The 12695-nt window shown below is 47.1% G+C and carries 14 protein-coding genes and 4 tRNA genes; 11 read left to right on the top strand and 7 right to left on the bottom strand.

All coding sequences use genetic code 11. The features are described from left to right. Window position 1: 1 nt before the first annotated feature. From QQ055_RS00620 to QQ055_RS00595, 6 genes are all read left to right on the top strand, one after another. Complete coding sequence (locus tag QQ055_RS00620) at window positions 2-1177, top strand: NAD(P)/FAD-dependent oxidoreductase (protein WP_349775297.1); 1176 nt, start codon at window positions 2-4, stop codon at window positions 1175-1177. Between the two features lie 141 nt (window positions 1178-1318). Continuing rightward, complete coding sequence (locus QQ055_RS00615) at window positions 1319-2263, top strand: phosphoribulokinase (protein ID WP_283359048.1); 945 nt, start codon at window positions 1319-1321, stop codon at window positions 2261-2263. Between the two features lie 186 nt (window positions 2264-2449). Then, complete coding sequence (radC, locus tag QQ055_RS00610; protein ID WP_283359049.1) at window positions 2450-3181, top strand: RadC family protein; 732 nt, start codon at window positions 2450-2452, stop codon at window positions 3179-3181. Window positions 3182-3205: 24 nt separating this feature from the next. Further along, window positions 3206-3277: transfer RNA gene (locus tag QQ055_RS00605), tRNA-Val, on the top strand. 62 nt (window positions 3278-3339) lie between these two features. Further along, window positions 3340-3615 carry a hypothetical protein gene (locus tag QQ055_RS00600; RefSeq protein WP_284476826.1) on the top strand — a complete coding sequence of 92 codons (276 nt, stop codon included), beginning with the start codon at window positions 3340-3342 and terminating at the stop codon, window positions 3613-3615. Next, a complete protein-coding gene (locus tag QQ055_RS00595) occupies window positions 3608-4024 on the top strand; it encodes a type II toxin-antitoxin system VapC family toxin (RefSeq protein WP_284476827.1) in 417 nt (138 codons plus the stop codon). Before QQ055_RS00600 ends, QQ055_RS00595 begins: the two co-directional genes overlap by 8 nt. A 186-nt stretch (window positions 4025-4210) precedes the next feature. Here the strand turns inward: QQ055_RS00595 and QQ055_RS00590 are convergent, their stop codons facing one another. Continuing rightward, a complete protein-coding gene (locus QQ055_RS00590; protein ID WP_284476828.1) occupies window positions 4211-5059 on the bottom strand; it encodes a PRC-barrel domain-containing protein in 849 nt (282 codons plus the stop codon). A 119-nt stretch (window positions 5060-5178) separates the two neighbouring features. Between QQ055_RS00590 and QQ055_RS00585 the strand changes: the two genes are divergently transcribed. The 4 genes from QQ055_RS00585 to QQ055_RS00570 all read left to right on the top strand — a co-directional run bounded on the left by QQ055_RS00585 (window position 5179) and on the right by QQ055_RS00570 (window position 9853). Continuing rightward, window positions 5179-5949, top strand: coding sequence for a cysteine hydrolase family protein (locus QQ055_RS00585; protein WP_284476829.1), 771 nt, complete (start codon window positions 5179-5181; stop codon window positions 5947-5949). 31 nt (window positions 5950-5980) lie between these two features. Then, window positions 5981-6436 (top strand): cupin domain-containing protein, encoded by a 456-nt coding sequence (locus QQ055_RS00580; protein WP_284476830.1) that lies wholly within the window; start codon window positions 5981-5983, stop codon window positions 6434-6436. 23 nt (window positions 6437-6459) lie between these two features. Next, entirely contained in the window at window positions 6460-8076 is a 1617-nt protein-coding gene (locus QQ055_RS00575; RefSeq protein WP_286004054.1) for a CocE/NonD family hydrolase, read from the top strand. Between the two features lie 316 nt (window positions 8077-8392). Continuing rightward, window positions 8393-9853 (top strand): sodium/glutamate symporter, encoded by a 1461-nt coding sequence (locus tag QQ055_RS00570; protein ID WP_349775298.1) that lies wholly within the window; start codon window positions 8393-8395, stop codon window positions 9851-9853. Between the two features lie 53 nt (window positions 9854-9906). On the opposite strand, the gene QQ055_RS00565 is transcribed toward QQ055_RS00570, so the two are convergent. Both QQ055_RS00565 and QQ055_RS00560 read right to left on the bottom strand, forming a co-directional pair. Beyond that, window positions 9907-10395 (bottom strand): YcxB family protein, encoded by a 489-nt coding sequence (locus QQ055_RS00565; RefSeq protein ID WP_284476833.1) that lies wholly within the window; start codon window positions 10393-10395, stop codon window positions 9907-9909. Window positions 10396-10455: 60 nt separating this feature from the next. After that, window positions 10456-10917: a GNAT family N-acetyltransferase gene (locus QQ055_RS00560; protein ID WP_284476834.1), complete on the bottom strand. Its 462-nt coding sequence runs from the start codon at window positions 10915-10917 to the stop codon at window positions 10456-10458. A gap of 376 nt (window positions 10918-11293) precedes the next feature. Here QQ055_RS00560 and QQ055_RS00555 point away from each other — a divergent pair, with 376 nt between their 5' ends. Beyond that, window positions 11294-11821, top strand: coding sequence for a Pycsar system effector family protein (locus tag QQ055_RS00555; protein ID WP_283359058.1), 528 nt, complete (start codon window positions 11294-11296; stop codon window positions 11819-11821). Window positions 11822-11988: 167 nt separating this feature from the next. On the opposite strand, the gene QQ055_RS00550 is transcribed toward QQ055_RS00555, so the two are convergent. From QQ055_RS00550 to ybiA, 4 genes are all read right to left on the bottom strand, one after another. Then, window positions 11989-12075 (bottom strand) — tRNA-OTHER (locus tag QQ055_RS00550). Between the two features lie 4 nt (window positions 12076-12079). Beyond that, a tRNA-His gene (locus QQ055_RS00545) sits at window positions 12080-12154 on the bottom strand. Between the two features lie 5 nt (window positions 12155-12159). Further along, window positions 12160-12233 (bottom strand) — tRNA-Ala (locus QQ055_RS00540). A gap of 8 nt (window positions 12234-12241) precedes the next feature. Next, the gene (gene ybiA, locus QQ055_RS00535) at window positions 12242-12694 is read right to left on the bottom strand and encodes a riboflavin biosynthesis intermediates N-glycosidase (RefSeq protein ID WP_284476835.1); all 453 of its coding nucleotides are present in this window, start codon (window positions 12692-12694) and stop codon (window positions 12242-12244) included. Window position 12695 lies beyond the last annotated feature (1 nt).

Here is a 12695-nt window from a genome sequence, read left to right as displayed (position 1 = left end):
TATGACTTACGACTGGATTGTCATCGGTGCTGGAATTACGGGTGCAGCCGCCGCCTATGAGTTAGCAAAAGTTGGATTTTCGGTGCTTCTCCTCGAACAAGATGCGATCGCGAATAATGCGACGCGCTACAGTTATGGGGGATTAGCCTATTGGGCGGGTGTTTCAGATGTCACCACTCAATTATGTACTGAAGGGAAACAGCGCTATCTGCAACTGGCTGAAGAGTTAGGAACCGATATTGAGTTTCGCGAACTCAACCTGGTTTTAACCATTGATAGGAATACGGACCCGCAAACCCTGCTGGCAAATTATGCTCAATTTGCTGTCACGCCGCAACTCCTGACGCCGCAAGAGGCGGGCGGACTCGAACCGCTACTGAATCAAAACGCAATTTCTGGGGCGCTGACGGTTAAACACGGTCACATGAACCCGATTTTGACGACTCAGGCTTATATTCAGGCGATGCAACGCTATAACGGGGTATGGGCGATCGCTAAAGTAGTAGACTTTATCAAAGAGCGCGATCGCATTCTTGGTGTCAAAACCCCAGATACTGCTTACGCTGCGGAAAATACGCTAGTCTGCACCGGAGGTTGGACGCGCCAATTTTTGCGGGAAGCGGGAATGCCCGTGCGGGTTTATCATACCCATGCCGAACTGATTGAGATTACAGGCACAACCCCTCAGTTACAAACGCTGGTGATGCCTGCCAACCAAATGCGGTTTGCTCTTGAGGCGGCTGCAAGTACCGACGAACTCGACCCGCTTTGGAATGAGGGCGATCGCGAAATCCTCAGCCCCATCTTCGATCCAGGTGGCGTACAATTCTTAGATGGGCGAATCTTGCTCGGACAGATTAGCCGTACCCTCAGCACCACTTCCCTTCAAAGTAACGCCCAAGCTAGCGAATCTCAAATCCGCGCAGGTCTTCGCCAAATCTTACCAAGTCTTGCAGACTTACCCGGAACCTGGCATAGTTGCCTAGTCGCCTTCAGCGGTACGCGCCTACCCATTGTCGGGTCAGTTCCCAATCTTAGCGGCGTTCATGTCTTTTCGGGATTTACCAACCCCCTCGTTTATGCGCCTCCCCTCGCCCAACGGTTCGCCCAAGCCGCAGCCGGAAATAACGACCCAATCTTAAGTCAACTCGCGCCTCAATCTCCTATTCCCAACTAGCCACCAGAGCGATCCCCAAGTGCGAGGGCTTTGATGGTAAGATTGTAAAACCTTACTAGGGGCTGATTTCAGGTCGGGTTGTTGGCATCGGTCATTAACTGAGTGAAGCCTCCGGTTATTGCACAAAAACCATTCAAAACTATGCCTAATCGCCCTATTCTCCTCGGTATTGTTGGTGACAGCGCTGCGGGAAAAACCACGCTATCGCGAGGGATTGCTCAAATTTTAGGTGAAGATAACGTTACCATTATCTGTACAGACGATTACCATCGCTACGATCGCACTCAACGTGCAGAACTTGGTATCTCTGCCCTTCATCCGGACTGCAACTATCTCGACATCATCCAACAACATCTCAACTTACTGCGAACGGGTCAACCCATTCTCAAACCCATTTATAACCACTCCACCGGGAAATTTGACCCCCCCGAATATATCAAACCCCGGCAATTTGTCATTATTGAAGGCTTACTCGGTTATTCCACGCGAGGCGCTAGAGATACTTACGATATTAAAGTCTACCTCGCCCCTCCAGAAACCTTACGCGCCCAATGGAAAATTAAACGCGATACCCGCAAGCGCGGCTACACCGAAGAACAAGTCATTAAACAACTTCAAGGCCGCGAACCCGACTCAGAACAATTCATCCGACCGCAGCGCCAATGGTCTGATATTGTTGTCAGCTTCTACCCTCCCCAAGACCATCCCGAACAAAGCGACCTTTTACTCAACGTCAGCTTAGTCTTGCGGCCCACCATTCCCCACCCCGACTTTACCCGCATTATTAATAGCGAAAATACTCACCTCAGCAGCGCCATCCGCCTAGAACTCGACCGCGACATGGGTAAACCCGTCGATGTTCTAGAAGTCGATGGACACGCGACTAAAGAGCAAGTCCGCGAACTCGAACGTCTCCTCTGTAATGAAGTCCCTTATCTCGGTCAATTTTGTAGCCTAGAAGCCGAACACGATGTTATTGGAAAAGTGGTCGGAACAACTGGCGAAACCTTGCAAAGCTATCCTCTTGCAATGACCCAGTTGCTGATTACCTACCACATGCTCAAAGAGGCTCGCATTCAGCAGTAAGTAATTCTAACGAACGATTAGTATTAAAAAGATCGGCAAAATTTTCCCTTAACCATTCCCGAACCTCAGTCAAAACTGTTAGAATCTGGGGAATTTAGATCGCAGGTTGAGGGTAGAGGCTAGTGCAAACTCCTCAATCTTCTATCGGTTGCGGTAGCTTTATCTGCGCGTCAGTGGGTAGCATCAATGACTTATAGCCTCAGAATTGCCGACCTTCCTTTTAGCGAGCGACCCCGCGAACGTCTATTAGAACAAGGAGCAAAAAACCTATCTACTGCCGAATTAATTGCGATTCTCCTAGGGACAGGTCAAGGCCCCGGTAAACTTTCCGCTGTAGGTTTAGGGCAATTCATTCTCCAAGAATTAGGTCAACATCAGCGCGACCCTCTAGAAGTCTTGCGCGAAGTCAGTCCCCAGGAATTAATTACTATTCACGGCGTTGGCCCTGCCAAAGCAACCACTATCCTTGCAGCAATAGAGTTAGGCAAGCGGGTCTTTCAAGTTCGTCCGACTGAACGGACTCTTATTGATAGTCCCGGTGCAGCAGCAGCCGCCTTGAGTCACGAGTTAATGTGGCAAGTTCAAGAACGATTTGCCGTAGTGCTACTCGATGTTAAAAATCGGTTGCTGGGGACAAAAGTGATTACTATTGGTACGGCGACAGAAACCTTAGCGCATCCCCGCGATATCTTCCGGGAGGTCATTCGCCAAGGGGCAACCCGCGCTATCATTGCTCACAATCACCCTTCAGGAAGTGTGGAACCTAGCTCAGAAGATATTAGCCTGACTCAACAGTTGCTCTGTGGGGCACAAATTCTAAGTATTCCCCTCCTCGACCATTTGATTTTAGGCAACGGCGACTATCGCAGCCTGCGACAAACCACGCAATTGTGGGAAGAGTATCCTCAAGGCGATTGATCTATGCTATAATGGTATATCTACGGGCGATTGGCACAGGGGTAGCGCATTCCCTTCACACGGGAGAGGTCACTGGTTCAAATCCAGTATCGCCCATATTTTTTCTCTCAAGTTTGTCAGCGGGGCAAAGCTCGGTAACGCTTACAAAAGAACACAATATGACTAGAACATTTACAATTGATATCCCAGACGATTTAGAGCAGGTACTCACTGCCCAAGCAGAACGCTTGAATAAAACTTTAGAGGAAGTTGTGCTACAAGTTTTGTCGCAGCAGTTTGCGATTTTAACGGAAGAACACTCAGAACAAATTGTAGAATCAGATCCTCTTATACGACTATTTGGATCTCTGAATACTGATGTTCCTGACTTGGCAGAAAACCATGATTCCTATATTGGAGAAGCGCTTTATCGAGAGCTAAAGGGGGATGAGTAGTCTGTTTGTGGATACGTCAGGTTGGGCAAGTCTCTTCATTGCCAATGAACCTTTCTACTTACAAGCAGAGCAAAATTTTCGTTTAGCCATTCAACAGCGAAAAAGAATTTATACAACCAATTATGTTATTACTGAGTTAGTTGCATTATTAAATAGTCCGCTTCGAGTCCCCCGCTTCCGCATCTTTGAAATTATTGATGCTATTAAAACTGTAGATTATATTGAGATTATTCACATCGATCGTCAGATTGACACATTAGCGTGGGAATTGTGTAAAAGTCGATTAGACAAAGCGTGGTCATTGGTCGATTGCACATCTTTTGTAGTCATGCAACAACTTAGAATTCAGGAAGCGCTAACCACTGACCAACATTTTGAGCAAGCGGGATTTGTCCGCTTACTCAAGTAGCTGCAATGCCTTTAAAATTGAGTTGCCTTCACCAGGCTAAGACTGGAAAACAGAGGGGAATAATTACACCAGTCAGAATTAATGGGGTTAGCATAGCTAACTTATTCTGCATAATCTTAATCGCCTACAAACCGGGTTTCTAACGAGCGATCGCAGTCTGTGTTATGAGAAACCCGGCTGCTTTGTTTATTCAGCTTTTTCTGGGAAAGGTGTCGTTTGAGTTTCGATAATTTCGACCTCTGGGGGAGTGAGGGGGAGGACTTCTACTGAGTCTTCATCAATATCGATAATGACTGGGGGATGGGTGGGGGTTTCGGTTTGTTCGGCGGCTTCTAATTCCGCCCGAAGTTGGATGTATTGTTCTTTAGCCTTTTCGGTGACACCTTCGGCGGTTTCCTTGGCGCGTTTGGCGACTTGATCGGCGATCGCTTTTCCTCGATCGAAAAATGATTGTACATCCCCTTCTAGAGCAGCGATCTCTTCTTGTTCGCGCTGTTCGTCGGGGAGTAGCTTCACTTGAATCAGATTTTGCTGAATTGCATCCCGATGGGAAATACTATTTTGAATCGCTGCATTCTGAGCAATCAGGCGCTTGCTACCCAAACTAGTAATTTCGGTTGGGGCTAAGATATACTTGCTGCCCATAACCCCCGCCCAGCCGCTAGAAGTATACATATAATAAAGAATTTCGCCAGTTTGGGGATTAAACAGGTAGTCTACCACCCCACCGGCTTTATTTCCGGTATCTGTCCAGATTTCATGGCCGATGAGGCTTTCTTGGGGAAGGGGTTGATTGGGATCGAGTTCGCGATCGCGATCCACAATGACGCTATCGCCAATTGCACTAATCTGCGTCCAGCCAAATGTATATTTTTTACCGCCAAATAAACCGGACTTGCAGACAACCCCGACAATTTGATGCAGAGTGGGATCGATCCACAGCCGTTCTACCTGTCCTAACTCTTCAGCCGTTTTGAGATCCAAGACGAGACGATTTAATAACTGCGTTTGGCGAAGTACGGTTGCTGTAGTCACGCTAACTTTTCCTCTCTAGATTCTCAACGAAAATTTAAGCTTTATCCACCCTTTCATGATGGCGATAAATTTAGGATTAATCCTGGCCCTCTAGGTGAGAACCCAACTAACCGAACTCTATGATCGACCGAACTTTACACCCCCTCGGAACCCCTCCTAATGCTTGGGGAGTTGATGAAAAAATCGCAGATATCACCCGTCCCCCGCTGACGCCTAAAACCGTAGAGTTGCAGGCCGAAACCAAAACCCTGCGCCTCGACTTAGCTAAAGCCGCCTTAATTATTATTGATATGCAAAACGACTTCTGTCATCCTGATGGCTGGCTGGCGCATATTGGCGTAGATGTTACTCCAGCAAGGAAACCCATTGCCCCTTTACAAAAAGCCTTACCCCTGTTTCGGGCGGCGGGCGTTCCCATTATTTGGATTAACTGGGGCAACCGTCCTGACTTGCTCAATATTAGCGCGGGTTTGCGCCATGTTTATAACCCCACGGGTACAGGCATTGGTTTGGGCGATCCGTTACCCAAGAATAACGCCCCTGTGCTGATGGCGGGAAGTTGGGCGGCGGCGGTAGTCGATGAACTCGAACAACTCCCGGAGGATATTCGCGTTGATAAGTACAGAATGAGCGGTTTTTGGGATACGGCGCTTGATAGTATTTTGCGGAATCTAGGCAAAACGACGCTATTTTTTGGGGGCGTTAATGCGGATCAATGCGTGATGGCGACTTTGCAAGATGCGAACTTTCTGGGGTATGACTGCATTTTGGTTAGAGAGTTTACCGCAACTACCTCACCGGAGTTTTGCTGGCAGGCTACTTTATATAACGTCAACCAGTGTTTTGGTTTTGTCTGCGATTTCCAGGCTATTGTGGAAGCGATCGCCTAAATTCCCTAATCCCTCGCTAACGGATGAACCTATGGAAGAAACTCGCTGCGTGATTCCGGTGATCAAGTCGCCTACAGACTATCAAGCCTATCGTATTAGCCCCAACGATACCAACCGCTTGGCGATTGTCTTCGATCCGAGTACCACAGATTTTTCTTTAACCTACTGCGTGGAAATCTTTGATATTGGTGGAAAAACACCCCCCAACCGCCACCAGCTAGCGGTGGAAATGTTTTTTGTCCTCAAAGGTGAGGGGTTAGCCACCTGCGATGGTAAAAGCGTTCGCATCCAAGCCGGAGATAGCCTGTTGGTTCCGCCGACGGGAACCCATGTGATTGAAAATACAGGTCAAGACCGCCTTTATGCCTTGTGTATTATGATTCCCAATGAAGATTTTGCAGAATTGATCCGCAGCGGAACGCCTGTGGAATTGGATGAAGAAGATCTGCGCGTGTTAAGGCGGTCGGACGTTCTGGTACCGTATTAGATGTTCGAGTTGACCGCAATTCCATGCTGAATGTTCTCCCGCCCGAAACTGCATCGATGACGACTCGCGATGGTATTCGTCTAGATGCGGATATCTATCGCCCAGAGGCGGAAGGCGAGTTTCCGGTTCTGTTGATGCGCCAACCCTACGGGCGCAAAATTGCCTCGACGGTGGTTTATGCCCATCCAAGCTGGTATGCAGCCCACGGTTATATTGTGGTGATTCAGGATGTGCGGGGGCGGGGAACCTCTCAGGGGGAGTTTAGGCTATTCGCCCATGAGGTAGAAGATGGCGTCGATACGGTGAATTGGGCGGCGAAGTTGCCAGGAAGTACGGGTGAAGTGGGAATGTATGGGTTTTCCTATCAGGGAATGACGCAACTCTACGCGGCGTCGGGGAAACCTGCGGCTTTGAAAACGGTCTGTCCGGCGATGGTCGGTTACGATTTATATGCAGATTGGGCCTATGAAGGGGGGGCTTTCTGTTTATACGCTAATTATGGCTGGGCGATCCAATTGGCGGCGGAAACGGCGCGGTTGCGACAAGATGCGATCGCCTTTCGCCTCCTCTACAATGCCTCGCGCAATCTTCCATTCTACGAGAACGATCCGCGCCTAGATGAAACTCTGCGAAAATATGCGCCCCATTATTATGAATGGATAGAACATCACCAACCGGATGAGTATTGGCAAAAGCTGTCTCCCAATTTGCAGGGGGTGGATTTGCCAATGTTGCATATTGGCGGTTGGTTCGATACGTTTATGCGGGGAACGCTGCGCCTGTATCGAGAAATGGCGGCCCGGAGTGCGTATCTACAGCATTTGGTGGTTGGTCCTTGGGGGCATTTACCGTGGGGCCGCAAGGTGGGAATGATGGATTTTGGGGCAGATGCGGCGAGTCCGGTGGATCAAATTCAGATGAATTGGTTCAATCGATTTTTGAAGCAATGGGATCGGCCGGAGTTGGAAATGCCCAAGGTGGCGTTGTTTGAGATGGGATCGAATCAATGGCGATCGCACTCTCGCTTTCCTTCACCTCAACCCCAATCCTATTATCTCTCTAGTACGGGTTTAGCGGGCATTGATGAGCGGGAGGGCTTGTTAGGAACGGCGTCTTCTTCTCAGGAGGTTATTGACACGTTGGTTCACGATCCTTGGCGTCCGGTTCCGGCGATGGGGGGTCATGCTAGCGCCCCTTCTGGGCCTGGCGATCGCGCCAGTATTGACTGTCGTTCGGATGTGCTAACTTATACGACCGTGCAGTTAACGGAACCCTTAACGTTAATTGGGGAAATGGTCGTTGAGGTCTATTGTCAAGCCGATACCCCCAGTTACGATTTGTGCGCCGTTCTTTCGGAAGTCCGCCCGGATGGTCGGGTGTTTAACTTCACCCAAGGGTATATCCGAGTTGATAATTCTCAGTCTCCGGTTCGCATTTCCCTGCAACCGACTTATATGCAGATTGCCAAAGGTCATGCTCTGCGTTTAAGCTTAAGTGCGGCTTGTTTTCCGGCTTATCCTGTTAATCCGGGAACGGGGGCAACTTTTAGAGAAACTCGTTTTATTGATGCTCAAATTATGACCCTGAGTGTGGGTTCGGGGGGGAATTCTCCCTCGCGTCTGTTGTTACGCGATCTGTAAAGAATTGTTTGGATTAAAAATTGCTAGCCTTGCATCTATCAATAGATAGATGTTGAGAAACTCGCTCAGGTGTTATTACCCTATAGTAACGATCGCTACGCCTTTATTAACAAACTTGGTTCAAGATAAAACTGGCTTAGATTCTATTAAACCGATAAAAGAGCCGGAATTATTTAAGCGCAGAACAACCCTATAGTATGAGTTAAACCGTCGATGAATTCATCGGCTAGATTTTCCATTCTCATCTCTCATACACAATAGGCAAAAACGAACCCTGACTTTGGTTAAATACTGGGGATAAGAACCGATGCTTGAATTGCTTGAATTGATTGATGTTTTATTTGCCTTTATTTTAGTCGCCCTATTATTGCTGTTGGGTCGGCTAGTGAAACAAAAAGTCCCGCTGTTTCAAAAACTGTACTTACCCGAATCGATTATTGCAGGCTTCATTGCTCTCATTTTAGGGCCTGGGGTTGTGGGTGCGATCGCCCGAACGGTTGGCGGCGATGAAACCTTCCTCGCAACAGGTCTTTTCCCGGAAGCCACGCGCACCGTTTGGTCGCAATCTCCGGGCGTCTTTATTAACATTGTATTTGCCGCCCTGTTCATTGGCGAAACCATCCCCCATCCCCGCGATATTTGGCGCAAAGCCGCCCCCCAAGTTGCCTTTGGTCAAAGCCTAGCCTGGGGTCAATATGTGGTGGGTTTACTCCTGGCCCTTCTCGTCTTAGTTCCCCTATTTCAAGTAGACCCCATCGCTGGGGCTTTAATTGAAATTGCCTTTGAAGGCGGACATGGAACCGCCGCCGGAATGGGCGATACTTTTCGGGAATTGGGTTTTGAAGCCGGCCCAGATTTAGCATTAGGGTTAGCTACCGTGGGGATTGTTTCCGGCGTGGTTTCCGGGATTATTTTGGCAGACTGGGGACGCCGAAAAGGTTACGTTCAGACAGTTAGCGTAGAACCTACAGACCCCGCCCTCTACGAAGAACGGCACGTTGAAGACCGGGATACGCGGTTGGCGAGAATGCGATTAATGGAAAATCTGTTAATCGATCCGCTATCGTTAAACTTCGGATTTGTGGGCGCTGCTATTGTCATTGGTTGGCTGATTCTCCAAGTCCTAAGATTCATTGAATCGGTAACTTGGGGGGCCGCAGGCTTTGAATTAATTCGCTACGTTCCCTTATTCCCAATGGCGTTAATTGGGGGCTTGGTTGTACAACTGGTGATGGAACGTTTAGGACTTGCCCCGCTAATTATTCGGCGATTGCAAGAACGGATTGCTGGAGTTGCTTTAGATGTGGTCGTTGTTACTGCTTTAGCTTCTATTAACCTGACCATTCTAGGGGCGAATCTAGGTGTTTTCCTGACTCTATCCCTTGCTGGAATTATCTGGAATGTCTGGGCATTCCTTTATCTGGGCCCGCGTTTATTACCCACCTATTGGTTTGAACGGGGAATTGGCGATTTAGGTCAATCAATGGGTGTAACGGCTACGGGGATTTTGCTAATTCGCATGGTCGATCCCGATAACCGTACAGGCGCTTTTGAAAGTTTTGCTTACAAGCAACTCTTCTTTGAACCCATTGTGGGAGGTGGGTTATTTACGGCCGCCGCGCCACCTCTGATTCGTCAGTTTGGCCCCATCCCTATTCTGATTTTAACAACGCTGTTACTCGCGTTCTGGATTGGTTTTGGCTTATTGAATTATAAGCGAATTGCTCTCCGCAGCGAACAGCAAGCTGTTGAGCAAGAAAATACGCTCAGTCGTTGATTTTGGGAGAGCGATCGCACTTTCTAAGAACTAGCAAAAAGAGTGCGATCGCTTTACTTATTCAAATTCGTTTTAAGATAAGCAATAAACGTCTTAAACTCTGCATCTGAGGCAAAGAAGCGACGCGGAAATAGATTAAACATTGCTTGAGAATGATACAGCAAAATCATATCTTTACTAACTTTATATTTATGAAAATCAGCTAACTGCATCCTTAAATTTCCTTGTACAGAAGTAACTTCAATCCTTTCGGGAAAAATAATAATTTCAAATTCCCCTTGAAGGGACTTCTGTTGAGAAAAAATCCGCCGCGCTTGCCAAGGAAATATAAAAAACAAAACCGCAGCATAAATTAAGAATAAAATAATTAGAGTAACAATCCAACTAAAGACAATTTCTAAGGGATACAGGAGGAAAGAGATAAAAAGAAAGAACGCTGCGATCGCACCACCAATCTTCATCAGACGAGGACTCGGCCGTAAATGTAAATACTGCGCCTTAATATAATCCTCTGGTTTCAACTGACCTCGCAAAGTAATCATGAGAGTAATCCTGATTATTAACTAGGGTATATTTATCTTATTAGAAAGGGGGCGATCGCATTAATCAAAACCACTTGGCTCAGTCAAGTTACCTAGTCGTAGATGTAACAGGGGAAACGGCTTTCCCATCCCGTCACCTTCCGAACGTCCTTCGACTTCAAACCCCATGCGTAGATAAAACCCAAGCGCCTGTTCATTCTGTGCGTTGACATCCACTTTTGTAGCACCTAGAGTTTCAATGGCATACTCTAGCAGCCGTCGCCCAACACCCTGTTTCCTATAAAGAGGATGCACAAACAGCATTTCTACTTTATTTTCTACCACACCAACAAAGCCAACTACCTGATTTTCGCGATCGCGCACGCAAACTAGATCTTTGACATGGGGAAGCGCATCGCGCACCAGTGGCTTAAAGAACTCAATATCAGATTCCTTCAAAAAAAGATGAGTTGCCCGAACAGAAGCTTCCCACACTTCCACTACACGCGGGAAATCTTCTACACACACTGGAGAAATATCCATTTGCCCTGGCATACAATCATTAGCGAGATTCTATCAGAGTATCCGATCGAACTCGCACCTGTATCGTCAAGGCTCTATTGTGAAGCGGATAGAAAAGGGTGAGTGCGATCGCATAATTAGTAAGAATACTTAGTAAATCTCTCAAAATTTTATTAGTACAAGTGGATGTACGATCGCAAGTTCTCCCAAAGCTAATTACTCCGCTCTCTTTTTTGCTTGCGATCGGCACCATCTTGCCTGTAATTTATAGTCTTAGAAGGATCGATCTTAGGTAATTTTTTTTCCGGAGTTGAAGAAACTGAGGGTTTCTCTTGACTTTCATTATTAACCAGATTTGGATTTTGGGATTTGTTCGTCATTTTGAGTAACTTCACCAATGTCTAACATTAGACTTACCTATGAGTATACCTTAAGCTCCATTAAAGTTGTAAATGAAAGCATTGATAAAATCAACACAAAGCTTGCTGTAGTTTTAACCCTTAGTGGAGTCTTGGTCAATTTTGGTAAAGATTTACCTGGATACTCCGTGACAATTAAATGTATCAATTCTGAATCTCTTTGTCCTACTTGTTATCTCCTCAAGCTATTTGCATATACTCTCATTATTGTTGCTATTGCTACCGGGCTTTGGGGTCTATCACCTGCAAGTGGTGGAAAGATCGTTCTCCCTCAGCAATTGCTTGCTGATGAGTGGAATCAAGCAAGCGAGGAAGACTATATGACTGCATTAATACAGTATCTAGAAAAAGAAACGCTGCTAGTTTTAAACGATATTCGAGATAAAAAAGCCACTAGATTAGATTGGGCAATTCGTGCAATAGGGACTTCAGTATTACTATTCGGTCTAGACGAGATATTAGGAATTTCAATTGCAGTATTAGGTAATCTTTGCCCCTATGCCTAATGTCGTTTAACTCCTAGTATGATGCGCCTACAGTAGTCTCTCACTGATGCAAAGCTCAAAATTCTAACTGCTATGTCAAGATGGCTGAAAAATCCACCAGGGAGGTACTGCCCCTCCTGTCGCCGCGTTATCAGCACGGTGCCTCACTTTTCGGCCTCTGGTGGTTAAAGGAAGATGGAGGGATCGAACCCCTGCGACTGCTGCCGCACCACGGTTTTCAAGACCGTTTGCCGTCCACTCGGCGGCATCTTCCTTAAGGGTGTCTGACGGGGCTTGAACCCGCTAATAACCAGCTTCACAGGCTAGCGTCTCGACCGCTTCGACTTCAGACACCATAATGGAGTTAATGGGACTTGAACCCATGTCCTCTAGTTTGCAAGACTAGCGCTCTAGCCATCTGAGCTATAACCCCATATTTAACTAAGCGGACTCTTGGCGCAAAATATCGCGCACCGCCATTAAAATTTCTCCTAATTTATTCTTGCCGCTGCCATCTTTCCCGCAGCCCCAGTAATAATCTCCTGGAGCATTTTCTACAATGGGTTCGTTACCTGTGGATAGCAAAATGGCGCGGATATCGGTATGGGTTTCAAATTTCTTTAAAACTGCTTTTTGCATTAACTCATCTTTCACCTGTTCCCAGTCTGAACGAATGGGATGTTCTCGGCTGCGTCCCATTGTTGCGGCTTGCTTTGGGGTTTTGGCTTCGCGAATTGCCTGGTACCAAGCGGGGTCAGTTTCAATAAACTTCTGAGCTTGAAAATAATGCTCGCTGGTTGACCACCACTGTCCGTCTAGCTGTAAACCATGTTGAGAAAAATTAGAAAAGCAACCATAGGGTTCTTCGCGAGTAGTGTAAAAATATATTGTCATG

The organism is Geitlerinema calcuttense NRMC-F 0142, assembly GCF_030285425.1.
The sequence above is the reverse complement of the archived record's forward strand: the minus strand, read 5'-3'. Positions and strand labels throughout refer to the sequence as shown.